The 20,421-nt window shown below is 27.5% G+C and carries 19 protein-coding genes; 8 read left to right on the top strand and 11 right to left on the bottom strand.

Annotation, left to right across the window (positions count from 1 at the left end; all coding sequences use genetic code 11):
* Positions 1 to 10: 10 nt before the first annotated feature.
* The 3 genes from ON24_RS07460 to ON24_RS07450 form a co-directional block, all read right to left on the bottom strand.
* A complete protein-coding gene (locus ON24_RS07460) occupies positions 11 to 868 on the bottom strand; it encodes a tRNA(His) guanylyltransferase Thg1 family protein (protein ID WP_050553599.1) in 858 nt (285 codons plus the stop codon).
* 27 nt (positions 869 to 895) lie between these two features.
* Positions 896 to 1,660: an aspartate dehydrogenase gene (locus tag ON24_RS07455; RefSeq protein WP_016358016.1), complete on the bottom strand. Its 765-nt coding sequence runs from the start codon at positions 1,658 to 1,660 to the stop codon at positions 896 to 898.
* Positions 1,661 to 1,826: 166 nt separating this feature from the next.
* The gene (locus ON24_RS07450) at positions 1,827 to 2,243 is read right to left on the bottom strand and encodes a PRC-barrel domain-containing protein (RefSeq protein WP_050553598.1); all 417 of its coding nucleotides are present in this window, start codon (positions 2,241 to 2,243) and stop codon (positions 1,827 to 1,829) included.
* A gap of 527 nt (positions 2,244 to 2,770) precedes the next feature.
* On the opposite strand from ON24_RS07450, the gene ON24_RS07445 reads away from it, so the two are divergent.
* Both ON24_RS07445 and ON24_RS07440 read left to right on the top strand, forming a co-directional pair.
* Positions 2,771 to 3,496, top strand: coding sequence for a tRNA-binding protein (locus tag ON24_RS07445; protein ID WP_040682496.1), 726 nt, complete (start codon positions 2,771 to 2,773; stop codon positions 3,494 to 3,496).
* A gap of 184 nt (positions 3,497 to 3,680) precedes the next feature.
* Positions 3,681 to 5,090, top strand: coding sequence for an MFS transporter (locus ON24_RS07440; RefSeq protein ID WP_040682495.1), 1,410 nt, complete (start codon positions 3,681 to 3,683; stop codon positions 5,088 to 5,090).
* Between the two features lie 342 nt (positions 5,091 to 5,432).
* Here the strand turns inward: ON24_RS07440 and ON24_RS07435 are convergent, their stop codons facing one another.
* The 4 genes from ON24_RS07435 to ON24_RS07420 all read right to left on the bottom strand — a co-directional run bounded on the left by ON24_RS07435 (position 5,433) and on the right by ON24_RS07420 (position 9,601).
* Positions 5,433 to 6,845, bottom strand: coding sequence for a lactaldehyde dehydrogenase (locus ON24_RS07435; RefSeq protein WP_040682494.1), 1,413 nt, complete (start codon positions 6,843 to 6,845; stop codon positions 5,433 to 5,435).
* Positions 6,846 to 6,936: 91 nt separating this feature from the next.
* Positions 6,937 to 7,143 carry a hypothetical protein gene (locus ON24_RS07430; protein ID WP_040682493.1) on the bottom strand — a complete coding sequence of 69 codons (207 nt, stop codon included), beginning with the start codon at positions 7,141 to 7,143 and terminating at the stop codon, positions 6,937 to 6,939.
* A gap of 197 nt (positions 7,144 to 7,340) precedes the next feature.
* On the bottom strand, positions 7,341 to 8,270 hold the full coding sequence (locus ON24_RS07425) for a type II secretion system F family protein (protein WP_016358011.1): 930 nt from the start codon (positions 8,268 to 8,270) through the stop codon (positions 7,341 to 7,343).
* Between the two features lie 272 nt (positions 8,271 to 8,542).
* Entirely contained in the window at positions 8,543 to 9,601 is a 1,059-nt protein-coding gene (locus tag ON24_RS07420) for a M24 family metallopeptidase (protein WP_152411901.1), read from the bottom strand.
* A gap of 442 nt (positions 9,602 to 10,043) precedes the next feature.
* Here ON24_RS07420 and ON24_RS07415 point away from each other — a divergent pair, with 442 nt between their 5' ends.
* From ON24_RS07415 to ON24_RS07400, 4 genes are all read left to right on the top strand, one after another.
* A complete protein-coding gene (locus tag ON24_RS07415) occupies positions 10,044 to 10,673 on the top strand; it encodes a zinc metalloprotease (protein WP_040682491.1) in 630 nt (209 codons plus the stop codon).
* Between the two features lie 163 nt (positions 10,674 to 10,836).
* A complete protein-coding gene (locus tag ON24_RS07410; protein WP_016358008.1) occupies positions 10,837 to 12,057 on the top strand; it encodes a YcaO-related McrA-glycine thioamidation protein in 1,221 nt (406 codons plus the stop codon).
* A gap of 253 nt (positions 12,058 to 12,310) precedes the next feature.
* Entirely contained in the window at positions 12,311 to 12,964 is a 654-nt protein-coding gene (locus tag ON24_RS07405; protein WP_040682490.1) for a TfuA-related McrA-glycine thioamidation protein, read from the top strand.
* Positions 12,965 to 13,118: 154 nt separating this feature from the next.
* Positions 13,119 to 14,171, top strand: a complete 1,053-nt coding sequence (locus ON24_RS07400) for an adenine nucleotide alpha-hydrolase family protein (RefSeq protein ID WP_040682489.1) — start codon at positions 13,119 to 13,121, stop codon at positions 14,169 to 14,171.
* A gap of 525 nt (positions 14,172 to 14,696) precedes the next feature.
* Here ON24_RS07400 and ON24_RS07395 read toward each other — a convergent pair.
* From ON24_RS07395 to ON24_RS07380, 4 genes are all read right to left on the bottom strand, one after another.
* The gene (locus ON24_RS07395; protein WP_016358005.1) at positions 14,697 to 15,218 is read right to left on the bottom strand and encodes a hypothetical protein; all 522 of its coding nucleotides are present in this window, start codon (positions 15,216 to 15,218) and stop codon (positions 14,697 to 14,699) included.
* Between the two features lie 177 nt (positions 15,219 to 15,395).
* Positions 15,396 to 16,241, bottom strand: coding sequence for a CBS domain-containing protein (locus ON24_RS07390; RefSeq protein WP_040682488.1), 846 nt, complete (start codon positions 16,239 to 16,241; stop codon positions 15,396 to 15,398).
* Between the two features lie 233 nt (positions 16,242 to 16,474).
* Positions 16,475 to 16,906, bottom strand: coding sequence for a universal stress protein (locus ON24_RS07385; protein WP_016358003.1), 432 nt, complete (start codon positions 16,904 to 16,906; stop codon positions 16,475 to 16,477).
* 196 nt (positions 16,907 to 17,102) lie between these two features.
* Entirely contained in the window at positions 17,103 to 18,302 is a 1,200-nt protein-coding gene (locus tag ON24_RS07380) for an amidohydrolase family protein (RefSeq protein ID WP_040682487.1), read from the bottom strand.
* Between the two features lie 433 nt (positions 18,303 to 18,735).
* On the opposite strand from ON24_RS07380, the gene ON24_RS07375 reads away from it, so the two are divergent.
* Entirely contained in the window at positions 18,736 to 19,116 is a 381-nt protein-coding gene (locus ON24_RS07375) for a zinc ribbon domain-containing protein (protein WP_016358001.1), read from the top strand.
* Between the two features lie 93 nt (positions 19,117 to 19,209).
* Positions 19,210 to 20,394 (top strand): hypothetical protein, encoded by a 1,185-nt coding sequence (locus tag ON24_RS07370; protein WP_016358000.1) that lies wholly within the window; start codon positions 19,210 to 19,212, stop codon positions 20,392 to 20,394.
* Positions 20,395 to 20,421: the final 27 nt, after the last annotated feature.

Genomic DNA, 20,421 nt, shown 5'->3' with positions numbered 1-20,421 from the left:
TTTTGTAGAGTTAAGGGTTTTCTTCAATAATCTCCTTTTTAACAAAGAATTGTCTATCAAATTTTGGTAGATTAAAGTCCCTATATAGATATCTCCTTCTTTCTACAACCTCACTGTCAGTTAGTTTATCATATTTTTTAATAGTGTGGAAGTTTTTATAAACAGCAAATCCCCTCTTCTTCCAAAGATCTATTTCATTGAAATCTATTCCTTCATCGGATAGGATATCTATTATATCAGATAAACTTAAACCAAACAATTTTGAGGCAGCTACATCAGCAGGATAGTTTCTCTTTAATGACCAAATTCCATAACCATTAATACAATTTCTCCAGGATTCATTTTGTCTCCATTTAAAGTATTCCGGGATTTCTTCATGGGATATAGGTACAATCCTTGAATCAAAAGAAATTGGTTTTCTAAAACCTAAAACTTCATTGGTATCTTCACTATTTTGAATACCTAAACTACGTTTAAATCTCTCATATTCATCATTAAAAGATGGATTTTCATTAAATAGTTTATCATTATCAATATTGAATTCACGGATAAGCTTTGATGTTAGTGAGGAGGATGCGAAACTTGCAAATACGGAATCTAATTTCTCAACACGACCATTAAATGGAAGTTCATTTAACAATATATTTATCTCATCTGAGAAGGAATAGATAAACAAGGGTTGAAATTCATTTGCTATATCCAAACATACATCAGACATTGCCTTTGCAAAATGTACATCATATGGTTTTTCAAATTTTAAATCTGATGATAAAGTATGAAAATTACGACCGTCCAAGCGAATAATTACCGGATTAATCTTTGAAACTTTTAAATTAGAATAAATTTCAAAATCTTTCATATTATTCATTTAAACACCTTAAATAATTTTATAGTATTATGTACCAATTACAAATGGCTCGTCTAATTTCCTAAGTAATTTAATAGCAGATAAAGCTGCCAACATACTGGTTTTAGGATTTAACTTAGACGGGAAATTCATTGTTTCTGTTTTTAATTGTCCAAATTTACCGCATACTTCCACTTCATGGACATTTCTAGTTACTTCAGGATCTACAATAATCTTTACATCAATGTCCCTTCCGGATGCAAGGGATAATGCTGCTGCAACATTAATGTTCATTGGAAATTCCTTTACTGCCTGTGAAGCTTTACCTTCAAACAAAACCTCAACCTCATCCACATTTTTACCTAAAGATTTAGGAGATTTACGGGTGGTCAATCTGATATTGTCAATACCTAAAACAGAAGCTGCTTTAATAGCATCAATACCACTTACAGCTCCTGAAGGAGCATATATCTTAGTGTTATTTTTCTTAGCCGCATCAATTAAAGTGTTTCTAAAATCCTCATCCATAAATGCACCTACACTCATTGAAATCATATCTGTACCACTTTCAATGATTTTTAAAGCATTTTCCCTCACAGAATCTTGTGAAGCTGCTTCAAGTATTAAATCAACCTTACCAAACATATCTTCTAGTTTTAAAAGGGCAATACCTCCTGCAATATCTGCAAGATTTTCAGCCCTCTCACCGTCTCTATCATAGAAATATTTTATTTCAATATTAGTATCATCAGTATTTACGTTTTGAACAATAATATTAGCTATGGCACCACAGCCAAGTATTCCAACAATCATCTAATCACTTCTAAAATTATCAAATCAATAAAGTATATAAAAAATTTAGCTAAATTAAAGATTAAAATAAAAAATATTATTTATTAATACAATTAAGATAAAATAATTAAAATTTAGTATCTATAAAAAAAAGTATAAAAATATTATTTAATGAAAAATAATAAGATTATGCATTAGGAGCTTCTGGTTTTGGTACTTGAGGACCTGGTTGTTCCGGATTTTCAGAAGTCTCAGGATTAACTGGTCTTTGAGAATTTGGTCCACGACCATTTGGAATTTGTTGCCTTACATTAGGAGTATTGATTAACATAATATCTCCAATAGCTGTAACTTTATCAAAACCAATGGTAAGTAAACCTTCTTGATAAGATCTCATCTCATCTTCTTCAGGTACCATTTGAAGCCCGCTTCTTATAATTTGTCTAAATCCAACTTGTCTTTCATGTTGAGGTTCTAAAGCTCTAATAACTAATTTTGAAATAGTACCTAAACGAATATTAAGAACAACATCTTCTACTTTACCAACATATTTTCCATGAACTGTATAAATATCTAAATCACGAAGACTTGAAACTTCAACCATATTTTCACCACATCAATAATAATAAGAATAAATTATAAAATTTAATAATAAATTTAATGATTTTTTATACTAATAATAATATGTTTTATTCTTAATATAAATATTTTATCATATATAAATTTATAAATTTCAAAAAATCCCCTATAAACAATGGTTTTAAAGAAAAAATAAATAATTTTATAAAAAAATTTAAGAAAATAATGCTTCTAATCAGTATTTTTAAAAATAGAAAAATTCCATAATTTATAAAATATATTTTAAGAATAAACTTATCCTAACCAAATAAAAAGTAAATAAAAAACGTATCTATACTAAAAAAAACTAAATCCAAAAAACCAAAACAAAAACCATATTAAAGTATACCTTAACCAAATAAAAAGTAAATAAAAAACGTATCTATACTAAAAAAAACTAAATCCAAAAAACCAAAACAAAAACCATATTAAAGTATATCTATTTAAAAAAATAAAAATATTATAATATAATTAGTTTATTTATTTTTATTAGAAATATTTAGGAGATTGTTTATGTGGGATACATCTAAGGATTATAGAATTTTAATAGCTATAAAGTCACAGGAATTATATTTAAATACTGTTCAAACTGGAAGTTTTAGGGGAAATTGGAATAAAAAAGCAGCTATTGATGAAGCTAAAAATATGACCAGTACCTTCCAATCATTAAAATATTCATATCTTGAAGGAGATAACCTAACAAACAGTGAGGATGTTAGCAAGCTTGAGGAAAATGCAGAAAGGATTATAGAATTTTTAGGAGGACCTGAGTGGAACCATAAATTCATGAATGCAGCACCTAAAGACGATAAATCTAAAACCGAGGAGAACATTGCAAAAGTTAAATTCTTCCTGGATACAATCCTTGGACTTAGAAACAGATTAGCATATGGACCAATTAATGATCCCATCATTGGTATTGACATTAGAGCAGGAGAAATAATGAGCGTAATGAAACATCCCAATGCAGATAAACTTATGATGTGTAATGTCAATATTGGAACAAGAGCCTTAAAGGTAATAACAAATGATAAAAATGTTAAAGAAGGAAATAGGGTAGGAGTATCAATACTTCCACCACAGTCATTCTTTGGTGAAGTTTCAGAAGCTATGTTTTTAGGATATGACGGAAATATTTTAAAAGACGTTCAAGGTGAGATTGGTAAAAATCCTAAAGGCATTCCAATGGAATCATTAAATACAACTAGAAACTTAATAGACACATTTTTAGAAAAATAGAACAAACATTAAATATTTTCTTAAAAAATATATGTTTTTCAATATTTATATTAAAATCTATTATAAAATTCTTTAAACTTTAAATTTATTTAATTTTAATTAAAAAATTTTCATCATATATTTATATCCATAAATACAAACTATAACCTATAGAAAAATAAACTTAAGGAGTATCTAAAAATAAATGGCAAATAATGAAGAATCACCAAATAAATGGAAAATACTTTTATCATTATCATTAGGATGCTTAATGGCCAGTATTAACACAAGTATTGCTAATGTATCCCTTCCAGATATTGGAATATACTTTAATGCCAGTGTAGGTCTTACTGGTTTAGTTGTAACCGGATACTTTATATCATTTATTGGTCTTGCGCTATTTGCATCAAAACTTGGAGACGGATACGGACACGATAGGATATTCAAGATAGGTGTTGTTGGAATGATTATAACATCCATTATGTGTTCAATATCCCCAAGTATAGACATATTAATTTTAAGTAGATTTTTACAAGGAATTGCTGGTGCATTACTTCTTGCAAGTCCAATGGTTATTTTAGAAAAGGCTTTTGCAGAAAAGGATCTTGGAAAGGCTTATGGAATATACTCTGTTTCTGCGGCAGTAGGTCTTGCAATTGGACCTACCATTGGTGGTCTGTTACAGCAACTCTATGACTGGAGAGCAATCTTTCTAATCAATGTCCCTTTAGGAATTATAACATTCATACTAGCAATATATAGTCTTGATAAAATTGAAAGAATGAGAATTATTTGGGACATAAAAGGATTAACCACCGCCTTCTTTTCAATATTATTTGTAATTGGAACTTTAAACTTTATTGAGGATAGATATTTCTTATATGCGATTATTGGTGCAGTATTAACTGCAATTTCTGTTTTAGGATTTATTAAATCAGAACAAACTGCTGTAGATCCGTTAATTAATCTTCATTTATTTAGAAATAAAACATTTACAGCAAATACAATTAATCTTCACCTTGCATATATAGCAGAGTATTTGCTTATTTATTCCATTCCATACTTTTTAGAAAAGGTAGTACATGACGGACCTGGAATGGTAGGTGTAGTACTTAGTGCAGCACCACTTATTATGATATTTATAGCACCTATAAGTGGAATGATTACAGATAAAAAAGGAGTTGTGCTTCCAACTGTAATTGGAAATATTATCTGTATAATTTCATTGGTACTAATCACATTTACAACTAACTTAAGCCATGGACTTGAGATATTTATAGTATTTGCAGTATATGGTCTTGGATGTGGTTTACTACAATCACCAATTAATAAAGCGATAATGGTTTCAGTTCCAGAGAAATATGCAGGAACTGCTTCTGGAGTTATTCCTACTTCAAGAAGTTTAGGTATTAGTTTCGCTGTATGTTACGGTGGTTTAATATTATCCTATGCAGTATCCTCAAAAACACTTGAACAGGAAACATTATTTGGTGTTGCTGCTCAAGAATTAACTGCAGGATTACATTATGTTGCAATACTTGGAATAATATTATGTATTCTTGTAATTATACTTTCAATAGCAGGAAGACCTGAAAAGAAGTCATATGAATCTTAAATTTAATTTTTTTATTTTTTATTTTAAAAACCAACACACTATTTTTTATATTTCAAAATATTATATTTAGGACAATGAAATTATATTAAAATAGAACCATTTTCAATAATAAGCTAAAATCAATTAAAAACATATTATTTTACTAATAGTTCCAATATTATAACATTAAAAAACCTATTTTTACAAATAAATTAAAACAAATAAAAAAAAAACCTATTATTTTACTAATAGTTATATTTAGAATATAAAATTAGAAAGCTATTTTAAGATTAATTAAAAAACGATTTCAAAATCTAAAAGAAAATAAAACTAGTTTTAACAAAAAATTAAAAAAAATAGAAATTAGCGTAAATTTAAACCAATGAGTTTAGTTTTACACATTTCCTCTACTGCATATTTTACTCCTTCCTTACCAGTACCGCTATATTTAAATCCACCGAATGGCATGTTATCTGTTCTAAATGTTGATTGTTTATTTACAAATACAGAGCCTGCCTCAATCTCCTCAGTACATTTAAGTGCACTATGAATATTTTCTGTAAATACACCTGCTTGTAGACCATAACGGGTATCATTTGCAATTGAAATAGCTTCATCAACACCATCAGCCTCAATAATAGGAGCAATTGGACCGAATGTTTCATTTTTAACAAGATCCATTTCAGGATTTACATTGCTTAAAACGGTAGGCCAATAGAAATTATCCTTAATTTTTCCACCACATACAATCTCTGCACCATTTTCAACTGCATTGTTTACAGATTCCTCAACCATTTTAACTGCAGTATTATTTATAAGTGGTCCAATATCAGTATCTTTATCCATAGGATCGCCTACTTTAAGTTTTTGGGTCTCGGCTACAAGTTTATCTGTAAATTCACCAATAACATGTTTATCTACAATAACCCTTTTAACCCCCATACATACTTGACCTGAGAAAAGGTATGCTCCATTTACAACACCTCTTACTGCCTTATCAATATCCGCATCATCAAGAACAATTACGGGATCATTTCCTCCAAGTTCCAATGTAAGCTTCTTCATACCTGATGAATTGGCTATGGATAATCCTGTCGGAACACTACCTGTAAATGATACTTTATCAACATCATCATTACTTACTAAAGCATCACCAATCTCCTCTCCCAAACCTGTAATAGTATTTATAACACCATCTGGAAAATGTCTTGCAATAATGTCGGCAAGCATAAGTCCTGATAGTGGAGCCTCTCTTGAAGGTTTTAAGATTACAGTATTTTTAGCTGCAATTGCAGGTGCTACTTTATGAATTGCAAGGTTAACCGGATAATTGAAAGGAGTGATAGCTGCAACCACACCTAAAGGTATCTTTCTTGTAAATCCATAGAAACCTTTACCACCAAGACCTGCATCCAAAGGAACGGTTTCACCATATATTCTTTTAGCCTCTTCAGCTGCAAACTTTAAGGTTTCAACTGACCTATCCATTTCAAAATTGGAACCGGAAATTGGTTTACCTGTTTCCTGTGTAATGATTTTTGCAATCTTATCCTTCTCAGCTTTTAAATCATCATATGCATCATATAATAAATTAGATACTTTTCTTGATGAAAATTCATTAATTTTAGATTTTGCATTATTAGCAGCTTCAACTGCATCTAACACATCATTTTTATCGGCAATCGATATACTATCAACTACAGAATTATCATATGGATTTATTACATCCATTGTTTCTTCCTTAGTGACATATTTACCGTTGATTAAGATTTCCATAAATAAGACTTCCCAATAATTTTAATTCAATTTTTATTATTTTTCATTATTAAAATCATAATATTAAATATTTTCTTAAACTTCAAAAATATTAGAAATTCTTAAATCTTCCAGATAATTTATTTATTGATTGGTTAAAATCCGAAATCTCGGAATTATTTAAACTGTGATATGTGTTAAACATATAATTTTTATAAAGATTAATGGTAATCAGTACAATAACTAAAATTCCACCAATTAATAAAATAAGTTCGGAAGATACCTGACTATTTAATTCATCAAAGATTTTATTTAACATAACAATCACATCAGTAAAATTCCAATTCCCCCATATCTTCAACATAAAGAACATATTAACAAAATTCCAATTCCCCAAACATTTTAACGAAATAACATATTAATGAAGTTCTAATTTCTCAAGGATTTTCTAATATAAAATCACATCTTAAAACTGTAAAATCAGGAAAAACAAAATGATTTAGAAGTAACTCTTTACTATACTGTAAAACTTAAGAAACCTACACCAAAGTTACTGATCAAATAGAATACAGAATATCCAACAAAAGTCAGAGGTATAGAATATTGTAAAAACTTTCTAAAATGACCATACTTTATTACACTTATAATTAAACCAACTAGAAACGAATGGATTATTGTGTATAATCCTAAGATATTTCTTACAGTCATGATTAAACTATTAGATTTTCCTAAAGATGCAACAAAATCAGAATAAACATTCACCATACCCATTGCAAAAGGCGCGGCAATAACTGCAGAAATAACCAGAAACATTATAGTCATTGAAACTGAAGACTCCCTTTCAGATTTAAGGACACACATCTCCCGTATATCATATGACAAATCATCTAAAACCTGAGCAATACTTCCCCCACTTTTTCTACTATCCAATATAATTAGAAAACTATGTTTTAAATCCTTAGAATTTAATCTTTTGGTTAATTTAATCCATGTTTTATCAAAGTCATTACCTAATTTAATCTCTATTACAGCCCTTCTAATCTCGTCATATAATGGACCAGAACCATAATCAGACATATACTCCATAGCATTCTCAAAACTTAAACCTACCCTAAGCATAGATGCCAACTGTCTTAAGAAATCAGCAGATGTTTTCTCTATGATATCCCTCCTTTTTTCTATCTTATAATTTATAAATAAAAAAAGAGCCAGAAAGGGAACAAAAACTGTAATTAAAAAGTAGAATGAAAAATTAAAGAAAAATATTAAGATTAAATCTAAAATAAATAGAACTATAGATATTAAAAGAAGAATAGCTAAAAAATCACATATATAAAGATTAATACCTGCTTTAAGCAATAATTCCTGTAAGTTGTTAATAGTTTTTCTATTTAACAGCCCTTCGAGAAAGATAGAAAACCTTGCAACAACACTTGTAAAATCCATATAGATAGGTTATTAAAGTAGATATTTAATTTATTATTATCCATACATAAAATAAATAATTTAATTAAAAAATTATCTAGTTTTAAATAAAGATTATAATTTAAAGAAGTAGAAATACCATAAAGACGATTTAATGGAAAAGATAAAAAATGTAATTAAAAAAAATAGTGTTTTGAATGATTTCATTAGATTAAATAGAAATAGATAAAAAAGTAGAAAAGATATAGTGTTAATGAAGTCATAAATTAAATAGAAATAGATAAAAAAAGAGTTCATATTATAATTCTTGGAAGATCTCCAATAACATGAGCTTTTTTATCAATAAGAACCGTATCCTCAACTCTTACACCAAAGTTTCCCTCAAGGTAAATACCCGGTTCAACAGTTATAAACATGTTCTTCTCAAGAACGGTTTCAGTTCTTGTTGAAACATTCGGATTCTCATGGATATCCAAACCTAAACTATGACCAGTACTATGAATGTATTTATCACCATAACCATATTCAGCTATAATATCCCTTGCTATTTTATCTACTTCACAGGCTTTCATACCTTCTTTAATAGATTCAATAGTTTTATCATGAGCCTCAAGTACTATATCAAATATTTCTTGTTGTTTTTCACTGAAAACAATAGTTCTTGTATTATCAGAACAATATCCCTTATATTTTGCACCCCAATCAATTAAAATAGGTGTTTCTAGTTCCTTATGTTCCGGTTCAGCATGAGGTAATGATGAATTTGAACCTGAGGTAACTATTGTATCAAATGATTCTGATTCAGCACCATAATCTCTCATTAAACGACCTAATTCATAGGAAACTTCCCATTCGCTAGCTCCAGAATCATATTTAGATAAAACATCCAAATCAGTAAATGCCTTTTGAGCAATTTTAGTTGCTTCTTGAATTTTAACAATCTCATCATAAGATTTAACCATTCTCTCATCTTCAATTAAATGATCAATGGTTAAATTTAATTTTCCAGAGAACTTATCAGAAAATTTTTCATATAAACTAATTGGAAGTGTTGACTCAATTGCAAAGTTTGTTAAACCTTCCTTAACCAAATCATCATTTAATGCAGATAAAGATTCAAATTTTCTAACTTCTATCTGAGAATTAAGTTTTGCATTTTCCAAATCTAATTCAGTCGCATAAACAACAGGATTATCACTTAAAATAGCAAAAGCAAAGCTTTTAGTATCATAGTTAGATAAATATTTAATATTGTTAGGTTCAGTTAATAATAAACCGTCATAACCTTTTTCTTTAGTTTTCTTAATCAAATTAGATAAATGAATTGAACTTGGACTTTCATATTCTGACATTTTTATCTCCTATTATAAAACCCATAATCAATAATAATTTTAATTTAAATCATTATTAAAGATTTTTGTTAAAACTTATAAGTGAAATCCAAAAAATATTAAAAAATTAAAGAATTAATAGGAATTTAAATGACAAACAAAAATATTATCCAGAATTATTTTAAAAATTACCTATTAAAAACTATTTAAAATAAAAACTACAAGTTATTTAATTTATAAAAATTTAAATATTAATAAATAATTGTTTAAAACTATTATAAATAAAAGATAATTGGATTATTAGTAAAATTTATAATAAAAATTAATTAAAATAAAAATAAATAGTTCAAATTAAAATTTTTATAAAAACAATAACAAATAACCAATTTTAAACGATATACCCCCATATAAAATGGAATTTGATTAGTATAAATATATAAAGTAAAAAAGCTAATATGAAATTATGTTTCATATTACTAAAAAAGAATCAATTGATTTAATCATATCATTTCTGGTTATTTCATTAGGTTTTAGTATACTTTATTCCAATAGGAATCCAGGTACTTTAATCTTTATCTTACCAATGATTATGATTGGTGTAGGTCTAGGTTTTATATTACATGAACTTGCACATAAGTATGCTGCATTACATTATGGTTACTGGGCGGAATTTAAATTATGGATTCCAGGTTTGGTGTTTTCACTTATAACCTCATTTTTCGGATTCATATTTGCGGCTCCTGGAGCAGTATATATCTATGGAGACTATATGAGTAATAAGGAAAATGGAATAATCTCCATTGTAGGACCCCTTACAAACATTATACTTGCATTAATATTTTTAGGAATATTACTTAATGCCGGAGCGATATTTGGTCCATATACAGTTGGAACTTCAATTATCCAATCAATTAGTTTTTTAGGATTTTCAACCAACAGTTTCCTTGCATTGTTCAACTTAATACCTATAAGTATGCTTGATGGTAGAAAGGTGTTTAATTGGAATCCGTTAGTATGGCTTATAATTACAGCATTTGCAGGAATACTTGTATACTATACATATAATGGTGGACTTCTTAATTTATTAATGTAATTTTATTAAAACACAAAAAATGTAAAAGAATTATTCTTACATTTCTTTTTTTTATTTTTCAATTGTGGACATGCCTACTTCACAACTAATTTTAAAACTCAATAAAATATTTTAAATCTTAAAAAAATCATAATAAACATAATATAAAATTGGTGGTAAATTAATGTTTTCAGATGTTAAATTGAAATATTTTAAAACAGGCCATAGAGTTTGTGAACCCTCAGAAACACTTAAAAAAAATGAAGATAAACTTAAAACAGCGGGCATTACTAGAATTACAGATATTACTGGTTTAGATAGGGTGGGAATACCTGTCTTCTCAGCAATCAGACCTACTGCACAATCTGGAGCAGTGAGTGTATATGCAGGAAAGGGTGCAAATAAAGATCAAGCTGAAGCATCTGCAATGATGGAGGGATTTGAGAGATATTCCGCCGAGATGCAAGAGACAGATAAGGAAAAGATCATAGTATCTTCCATTGAAGACATGAAAGGTGAAAAATTCATTGACCCTAAAAGCCTATATCTACCGAACAACATTACCGATGACATTCTATCTGTTACAACCCTTGAATGGTATCCTTGTATTGATATTGTAAGTGAGGAGGAGTATTACATACCTGCAAACGCAGTTTTCCACCCATATATCCCATCAAATAAAAGTGCAACACCACTGTTTAAAGGAAACACCAACGGACTTGCATCTGGAAATGTCATTGAAGAGGCCGTACTTCACGGAATCTTTGAGGTTATTGAAAGGGATGCATGGAGTCTGTTTGAAATAGTCCATAAAAATAAAAGGCAGATTGATACAGATAGTATAGAAAACCCAATCATACAAGAATTACTTGACAAATTTAACAAACAGAACATTAACATTAAATTAATGGATGTTACAAGTGACATTAATGTTCCAACCGTTACAGCATCAAGTGATGATGATTCACTGAAAGATCCTGCCCTTTTATGTTTAGGTGTTGGAACACATCTTGATCCGAATATAGCAATCATACGTGCATTAACGGAGGTTGCACAAAGTAGAGCAACACAGATACATGGTACAAGGGAGGATACTACAAGGGCAAATTTCATGCGTAAAGCAGGTTATGACCGCATGAAAAAAATCAATAGCATCTATTATAAAGAAGAGGAAAACAAGATTTCAATAGAGGATATGAATGATTTAAGTGGTAATTCATCACTTAAAGAGGATATTGAAATCTGTAAAAGTCATCTAATTGAAAGTGGTTTTGATAAAATATTGTTTGACGATTTAACAAGACCTGAAATTAATATTAATGCTTGCCGTGTTGTAATTCCTGGTGCAGAACTTTATACACTAGACCAGGATAGACTAGGTACCAGATATAAAAAATTCCTTTAAAGAATCTAAAAACACCTATTTTTTACCTATTTTTTTAAAACTTAATAAAACATCTATTTTTATAGCCAAACTTTAAAAACATCATAAAAATAATAAATTTTTTAAGTTTAATAAGAAATATTATTTAATCTTAAAGATTAAAAAGAAATAATAAAAATATATAAATTTAATAAAAATAAATATATATAACAATTGTTTTATTATTTATTTAAATTTATTAGATTTTTAAATAATTTTTATTGGATGTAATAAAATGGAGAATAATAAAAGGATTATAGTTTTTACAGGATTATCCTTAAGTTTTGATGATGCAAGCCAAATACTTGATGCAGATTATAGGCCTCCCGTTAAAAGAGGGGACATATTTAAAATTCTTAAAGAAGAGGAAAAACCCGATATTATTGGCATAATAGATGGGCAATTTCACTCAGCACCTGCAGTAGCACATAAAGAAATTATGGAAGCACTGAATGAAGGGATAACCGTTGTTGGTGGATCTAGTATGGGTGCTTTAAGAGCATCAGAACTTGACAGTCTTGGAATGATAGGTGTAGGTTTTGTTTATAACGAATATAAAAATGGAAATATCAAATCTGATGATGATGTTGCCGTAATATTAGACCCTAAAACATATAGACCATTATCAGAGGCATTGGTTAATATTGACTATAAACTTAAGGGGGCTATCTCCTCTGGAATAATCATAGAAGAGGAAGGTGAAAAGATACATGAAATAGCAAAAGAAATCTATTATCCCCATAGAAACTATCCGAATATCTTTAAAAAATCAGATCTCCCCGAAGATAAGATGAATAAACTTATAAGATATATCAATTCCCATGAAAACATTAAAACCCAAGATGCCAAAGAGGTATTGAAATATATTAAGAAAATAGCATACAAATAATGTCTTAAAATATAGAAAATATTGAAATTATTTAGAAATTGAGTAAAATTTATTAAATAATATAAAAACAATTAAAAAAAATATACAATTATTAAATATTTATATAAAAGCAATAAACCATTTAAAAATCGTAATAAAAGTATTGTGTGATACAATGGAATATGGAGAAAAAGTTAAGAAATTAGAAGAAAGTTTAAAAGATAAAAAGGTAGCGTTATGCTTTTCTGGAGGATCAGACAGTAGTTTACTTGCATATGTCGGGGCAAACCTTTGTAAAGAAATTATCCTTTTCACCTTTGATAATGGTTTATTCCCAAAGGATTTTATTAGAAAAAGTAAAGAACAAGCAGATAAATTCAACCTTAAACAGATTATAGTTAAAGATAAGTTTATCAGAGATGATGAGTTCTGTAAAAATAATGAAAAAAGATGTCTAATCTGTAGAAATAAAATATATTCCTCAATTAAAAAGCTTGCAGAGGAAAATAACCTTGACTATGTAATTGACGGAAACAATATCAGTGACTTTTTAGAGGACAGACCAGGAATTATAGCAAAATATGAATATAATATTGAAAGTCCTTTAATAGATGCAGGATTTGAAACAAGAGATGTGCATAGATTCCTAAAAGAACATAATATAGAATACAATAAATCAACCACATGTCTTGCAACTAGAATTGAAACCAATAAACCAATTACTAGAAATTTAATTAATAGAATAAATACTGCTGAAAAGATTGTTGAAAACATTACAAAAAATGATATTGTAAAAGTTCGGAAACTTAATAGTTATGCTATTATTGAAACTGATAATATTGAGCCATTATTAAATGTTGAAACATTACAATTAATAGAGGATGAATTTAAAGCAATAGGATTTAAAAAGATTGGAATAAATATTACCGAAATTAAAGATAATGACGAGAAACTTTACACCTATAGGGGATGTCAAGCAAAGAATAATAAGGTAATGTTTACAAAGAATCTTCCCTATGAAATAGATATTGAAGAGACAATCAATCATTTATCCAAGGAATTTAGTGATGTTGAATACTTCGATGATCGTGGTCTTATCCTATTCAGCAATGAAGATGTAGACATAAGCATTTCAAAAAACGGTAAAATCATTATAGACAATGTTGATATTGATAAAGGAGAAGATTTTGCAATTAAAATTCTTAAATTGATTAGAAGAACTGTTTAAAAAAATAAATATGTTTTATAACTTCTTTATTTATTTTTTTAATAAGATTATCCATTAAATACCAATAAAAAAGACATTATAAATTATTTTTTCATATTTAATTATCTCCAAAGATAAAAATCAAATTCTTAAATCTAATTTTTAATAATTGCTTTTAACTATAATAATTGAATTCTTAAATCTAATTTTTAATAATTGCTTTTAACTATAATAATTGAATTCTTAAATCTAATTTTTAGAATCATTTATAAAACCAATTTTTTAAACCTATTTTTAAGCATAGTTTTAATTATACCAATTGAATTTAGCCAATTTCATATATTCAATTAAAAATGATATAAAAATTAAACTAAACAGAAAAAGAAAGCTTTAATATACAAATTTTATAAGAAATTTCTGTAATCAACTAAGTTAAAAGGAAATATTTAATATATTAATTTTATAAGAAATTTCCCTATCCAATTAAAAACAATAATAATTAGATTAAATTAAATTAGAAAAGAAAAATTAAAAATAGAAAATGTTTTAGTTTAAGTCCTCAGGACTGTAATCCTCACCAACATATTGTCTTTTAGGTTTTTTTAAATCTATTTGGCGCTTATCATAAAGCTCTTTATATTTTTTTAAAACAATATCTGGAGTAAGTAAGACCCTACTAATATTATTATCATATGGAACTTTCTCATTTCTTTCGGGATTTAAATTAAAGATAGTAAATTCTCCACCATCAATACGGAATTTTAGATTATCTGCTTCAATATTAGTTACATTAACAGATAATTGTGTAGCATTATCTAAATCATCATCTGCAATTACATTGTAATCCATATTTAAAGTTTTATGAGGTATAAATTCATTTATAGTTCTTTTAACAGAAGATTCAAAAAGATCCAAGAAATTTTTAATAATATTATCATTATTTCTTCTATACATTGCTAAAATAGGACTTAAAAGAATTTCATTTTCAACATAATCATCTTCAATACGAGCTCTAATAATAATTTTCCTTTGACTTGTTCTAATTACCAAAATCGGTTCAGATGACATATCATTACTCCGTTAAATCATTTTTTTATAAATTCACTTAATAAAAATAAAAAGTTAGTTAATAATAATATTTGTTTTTATTAAATTTAAACAATACTAATTTGAAACAATAAAAAAAGTTAAAAAAATTAAAACAAAGAAATAATTTGATAAAAAAATAAAAGAATAAGAGATGGTCTATTCTGCATCAATAAGTGCTTTCATTAAGTCACTAGCACGAACAAGACCTAAGATTTCACCATCAACATCAGTAACAGGAATCTGTTCAATGTTTAATTCTTTCATTTTTTTAGCACAATCAGATACTTTTGTTTTTGAATTTGCAGTTGCAACATTTGAGGTTGCAACATCTTTTACAAGTTTATTTGTAAATTTAAGATGGTTTTTCTCAATGTATAATATTGAGGTACTATCCCATGACCATTTATCTCCTTCAGTACCTACTGTAGAACTATGCTCAGTTCTTTCAGAGATAATTTCACTTTCTGCAATAAAGTCTGTCTCGGTCAATATACCAGTTAATTTACAATTACTGTTTAAAGCTAAAATAGATTTTAAACCAAAGAATTTCATTGATTCAAAAGCCACATTTAATGGTGCCTCATCCCAAGTAGTTGGAACATTAGTAATCATGAAATCTTCAACTGGAATTGAAACATCCAATTTTGCAAGTGCTGAGGTTACAAGATCATAGCTTGTTATAATACCTACGAGTTCATCATCATCATTTACAACAGGAACTCTTCTAACATTATTATCTAACATTCTCTTAGCAACTACACTTACTTCCTCATTTGGTTTTGCAGTTACCAATTTTCTACTCATTAAAAGAGCAATTTGTTCCTCGTCAGGATTATTAATTAAATCAGAACGAGTTAATATTCCAATAACTTTTTTAGTATCTCCTTTAGTTACAGGTACAACAGAAACATCTTCTTTTTTCATTAATTCTAAAGCTTTATGTCTATTACCTGGAACAGAAACGCTTACAACGTTTTTAGACACTATTCTTTTTATTAACATAATTCCACCATTTTTTAGTTAATTTAATAAAATATTTTATAAGTTTTAAAATAAATTATCGAAATTAAAAAAATAGAAGATTAATCATAAAATAATATTAAATCAATCAATAATTAATTTTTAATATCTTCGAATAATTAATTTATAAACTTAATTACAAATTGTAGATATCCAGTAATTTTAATAGATAACTATTTTTTCAATTAAATTATAAATTATTAAAAATTAAAGATTTAATTTACAACAAGTACTGAGCATTTAGCTGATTTAACAACTTTAGATGCTACACTACCCATTAAAAATCTATCAAATCCAGTTTTACCTGAACTACCTATAACAATTAAATCAACATCTTCATCTTCAGCAACATCTAAAATTACTGCAGCAGGAGATCCCTCTTTAACTAAACTAGTTACTTTAATACTACTATCAACTTCATCTCTAATCTCTTCAACTCTTTTAAGATTTTGTTTAGTTTCTTCTTTGAGCATTTGATTTATTTCATAAATAGTATCATCTGATGGAAGACCTATTGAAAAACCATTTTCAATTACACTTAATGCAATAATTTCAGCACCTGATTTTTCAGCTAGGAAAAGTGCATGTTGTTCTGCATTCTCAGAATATTTTGAACCATCAGTAGGTAATAATATTTTTTTGTACATTTTTAAATCTCCTTGAAATATATAAATTAAATAACGGGTACTATAAATCAAAAAATATATGGAAATCATATTACATTTACCCTTTTATCCCATATATCCATAAAACAACTTAGATTTAAGTTATTATGTGAAATAATTTTTAATTGATAATTAAAAAAAATTTTCTATAATCTATCATTTTTTAAAGAAAATTTAATTAATCATTATAATTTTGATTATTACTATAATCTACAAGTGTATTTTTATTCATTACATATAATATATTTTTTGTTTCAGTCCTATTAATTATACTTAAATAAGGGTTTTTTGATAGTTTCCTTAAAATTGTTAACTGTGGAGAACTACCTTCCTCAATAACAGTTTTACCTACTACATCATATAAACGGGGATTAGTCTTTTTAGATTTATAAATATTTGTTGTTGCCATTTCAAAGAAAAATTTTGGATTGAAATATTTCCTATAATATGCTCTTGCTAGTTTTAGTGAAAATTCCAAATCCCTCATTATATTTGGAGCATTCAACATTATATTATCAGACCCGATAAGTGGATGAATATTCTCACATAGGACATCATCTATTGGAGGTATCCCAACATTCAATGTGGCATTTGCCCTAGGACATAAAACCACAGATGTATTAAATTCTTTTAGATGTTTAATATCATCACCAACAGGATTAGTACAATGAACAACCTGATCTAGAGAAGAATCCACAGCCCTTTGAATCTCACTTAAACCTGTTTTTTCAATCGATTTATTTTGAGCATTTATAGACTCTGCAGTATGTATTGAGGATATCTTATTATGTTTAGCACACTCCGAGGATATTAACTCTGAAACTTCAGCGGATATCTCACCAAAACCACTTAAACCTACACCGTCACCATATTTTAAGAGTTTATGTAACTGTCTTTTTACAAGATTCATATCAGGATCTTCACCATAGAAACTATTATCCCTTCCCAAAATAATCGGATTTATTGGAAGATTGCAAGAAGCCTTTCGAAGTAATTTCACACCTTCGACTCCACCTTCCCTATAATCAATAAAGTGGGTGGTTCCACTTGAAAGCATATCCTTCATAGATGATTTCATAGCCTGAACAATATCCTCAGGTTCTGCATTTTCCAAAGCCTTATGCTTAATACCATTTGGAGGTTTAACCATCTGACTTAAACTTAAACCATCACCTTCATCTTTAATAATGGAATCACCAATATGAACATGGGCATTTAGAAAACTAGGAGATACAATACAACCAGAGGCGTCTATTGTCCTACCTTCTTTAACCTCTTTAGAGATTTCTATAATCACTCCATCATCTATTAATATATTTTCATAAACAGGATCAAGATTAGAACCCTTTAAAACCAATCCATTTTCTATTGTTAACATGAATAATAATTTATTTAAAAGTATATAATAATTTTTTTAAAATAAAAAATAATATAGGCACTAAATAAATTTACAATAAATGAAATAAGCAAAAAAAATAGAATTAAAGTTTAACAGTTAATGAATTTGTAAAGTTAATAAACTTTATTAAATAAAAAAATCAAAGAAATACTTACAAATAAACTGTTTTTTAAGAAGAAATATTTTAAATAGATAATGGTATGGAGGGGATTCTATTAAAGAAATCGATATTAGATACTTTTATAGGAATATTGTCCGTGTAGGAGACCATTATCGAATAAAACACAAAAATAAAGATTATGGAGAATTTAGTAAATTAAGTGATGCATTATATGAAAGGGATTGTTTAATTTACTGTAACTTTGACTATGATTTACTTGTTGAATGTGATTTAGAAAACAAATATGAAAATATGGATTTGCCTCCCTTTCCAGAAAAAAGACCAAAGGGACAGATAAAACATAATAAAATAGACAAATCCAGGATTGAAGGTAAATTAGAATTCAATCATAAAATAAATAAATTCACAATAGTTAAAGGAGATAAAAAATTCGGTTCTTTCGACACAATGACAGAGGCATATCTTGCAAAAAAGATTTTAATTGAGAATGAATGGAACCCCCAGTCATTAAAAGAATTTGAAAGGATTAAAGAATCCATATTACATAAAGATAGAAAGAACAAAGAACCATTGAAATTAGGAACCTACTGTCCAAAATGTGGTAATAAAGTTAAAGAGAATACCGTCCTATGCCCATTTTGTGGAATTAATATTAAAGAATATAAAAATTGAGTCTTAGTTTATAAATAGTATAAACTATAAAAACTAAGATGTTATAAAATTAAATAGATTGTTAATTTTTAAAAAATATAAAGAGGTTATAAAATGATTTTAGACTGTATTAATGGAATTATAGAAATTCTACAAAATAATGACAATACATCTGCAGTTAATGATGTGATTGATGATTTGTGTAATATTATACAGTCCGAAATCGAAGGAACATTTGATGACTATGACGTGTTAATCATCGATAGTGAAATGGAACCTACAATTGAAATAATTAATAAACAGATCATTAATTCAGATTTATATGTTAAGATCAAAATCAAACCTAATGAAAATGGATTTCTAATCTCCATAGCACATGACTGGATTAAATTTAAAGATACAACTAAATTTGTAGGTCATGACATTATTGAAACATTAAGTAATGCCATAAAAGATATGCCTAAAGGCTATATTAAATTAAATAACTATTATGGAAGTTCTTGCTGGGATGATATTGACGAGGTACATATCATATCCAAATTCCATAACATGATTATTGAGATTACAGAAGATGAGATTATAGATGAATTGGATAATGTACTGAATATCTATAATGATCTGTTAATTGACTATGATAAATTAGAACAGTTTAGCTTACTAGATGATATTGAGGAAATCTTCAAAAACTATCCGAGAGAAAAAGAGGAATTTCCACAGACATTACTTGGTTATGAAATGATAACTTATATAAAATATGATTTTATTGAAACAATAAGACGTGCATATAATGGCATACCAAGTGATTTAAGAATATCCCTATCAGATGCAAATGATGAGTACGCATTAACACCTAATTTATCCATGAATTTAAATCATATATCAAGTTCACTATTTTATAGAAACGGTTTAATTTTTGGTGTAACTTTCCAATGCGATGAAAGAATTATAAAATTCTATATTTCACAGGATTTAAACAGGATTAACAATGCAATGGAAAGTAATAAAATAGGTAAAAGGTTAATTGAAATTCTAAAAGAAGATAATGCTGACTGTGACTATGTTGAAATTGATAAGACAGATAGAATAAAAGCAGGACCTAAATCCAGAGAATATGATGTATTTAGATTTCATTGGGTCTGTTCTAAATCATACTCCTTTGATGAATTAAATGACAGAGAGTTATTCATCGCATTTAATAAATTTATGAAAATATATGATAGTATCACACAGTACTATAAATATTTAAGAGGATCCTATGATTTAATAGATGCAGAAAACAATAGAAATTTAAAAGACTAATTTTAAAGTGTTTTAATCAAAATTGTT

This window comes from Methanobrevibacter boviskoreani JH1, assembly GCF_000320505.1.
GTDB classification, from domain to species: domain Archaea; phylum Methanobacteriota; class Methanobacteria; order Methanobacteriales; family Methanobacteriaceae; genus Methanarmilla; species Methanarmilla boviskoreani.
Note: the sequence above shows the minus strand (reverse complement) of the source record. Positions and strands in the feature narration are given on the sequence as shown.

Bases quoted from the DNA above. Each gene is read 5' to 3' on its own strand.
- ON24_RS07400 (WP_040682489.1), top strand. From the start codon at position 13,119: ATGGAATATGGAGAAAAAGTTAAGAAATTAGAAGAAAGTTTAAAAGAT.
- ON24_RS07430 (WP_040682493.1), bottom strand. From the start codon at position 7,143: ATGTTAAATAAAATCTTTGATGAATTAAATAGTCAGGTATCTTCCGAA.
- ON24_RS07425 (WP_016358011.1), bottom strand. From the start codon at position 8,270: ATGGATTTTACAAGTGTTGTTGCAAGGTTTTCTATCTTTCTCGAAGGG.
- ON24_RS07410 (WP_016358008.1), top strand. From the start codon at position 10,837: ATGTTTTCAGATGTTAAATTGAAATATTTTAAAACAGGCCATAGAGTT.
- ON24_RS07420 (WP_152411901.1), bottom strand. From the start codon at position 9,601: ATGTCAGAATATGAAAGTCCAAGTTCAATTCATTTATCTAATTTGATT.
- ON24_RS07415 (WP_040682491.1), top strand. From the start codon at position 10,044: ATGTTTCATATTACTAAAAAAGAATCAATTGATTTAATCATATCATTT.
- ON24_RS07460 (WP_050553599.1), bottom strand. From the start codon at position 868: ATGAATAATATGAAAGATTTTGAAATTTATTCTAATTTAAAAGTTTCA.
- ON24_RS07405 (WP_040682490.1), top strand. From the start codon at position 12,311: ATGGAGAATAATAAAAGGATTATAGTTTTTACAGGATTATCCTTAAGT.
- ON24_RS07455 (WP_016358016.1), bottom strand. From the start codon at position 1,660: ATGATTGTTGGAATACTTGGCTGTGGTGCCATAGCTAATATTATTGTT.
- ON24_RS07450 (WP_050553598.1), bottom strand. From the start codon at position 2,243: ATGGTTGAAGTTTCAAGTCTTCGTGATTTAGATATTTATACAGTTCAT.
- ON24_RS07380 (WP_040682487.1), bottom strand. From the start codon at position 18,302: ATGTTAACAATAGAAAATGGATTGGTTTTAAAGGGTTCTAATCTTGAT.
- ON24_RS07445 (WP_040682496.1), top strand. From the start codon at position 2,771: ATGTGGGATACATCTAAGGATTATAGAATTTTAATAGCTATAAAGTCA.
- ON24_RS07435 (WP_040682494.1), bottom strand. From the start codon at position 6,845: ATGGAAATCTTAATCAACGGTAAATATGTCACTAAGGAAGAAACAATG.
- ON24_RS07395 (WP_016358005.1), bottom strand. From the start codon at position 15,218: ATGTCATCTGAACCGATTTTGGTAATTAGAACAAGTCAAAGGAAAATT.
- ON24_RS07375 (WP_016358001.1), top strand. From the start codon at position 18,736: ATGGATTTGCCTCCCTTTCCAGAAAAAAGACCAAAGGGACAGATAAAA.
- ON24_RS07440 (WP_040682495.1), top strand. From the start codon at position 3,681: ATGGCAAATAATGAAGAATCACCAAATAAATGGAAAATACTTTTATCA.
- ON24_RS07390 (WP_040682488.1), bottom strand. From the start codon at position 16,241: ATGTTAATAAAAAGAATAGTGTCTAAAAACGTTGTAAGCGTTTCTGTT.
- ON24_RS07370 (WP_016358000.1), top strand. From the start codon at position 19,210: ATGATTTTAGACTGTATTAATGGAATTATAGAAATTCTACAAAATAAT.
- ON24_RS07385 (WP_016358003.1), bottom strand. From the start codon at position 16,906: ATGTACAAAAAAATATTATTACCTACTGATGGTTCAAAATATTCTGAG.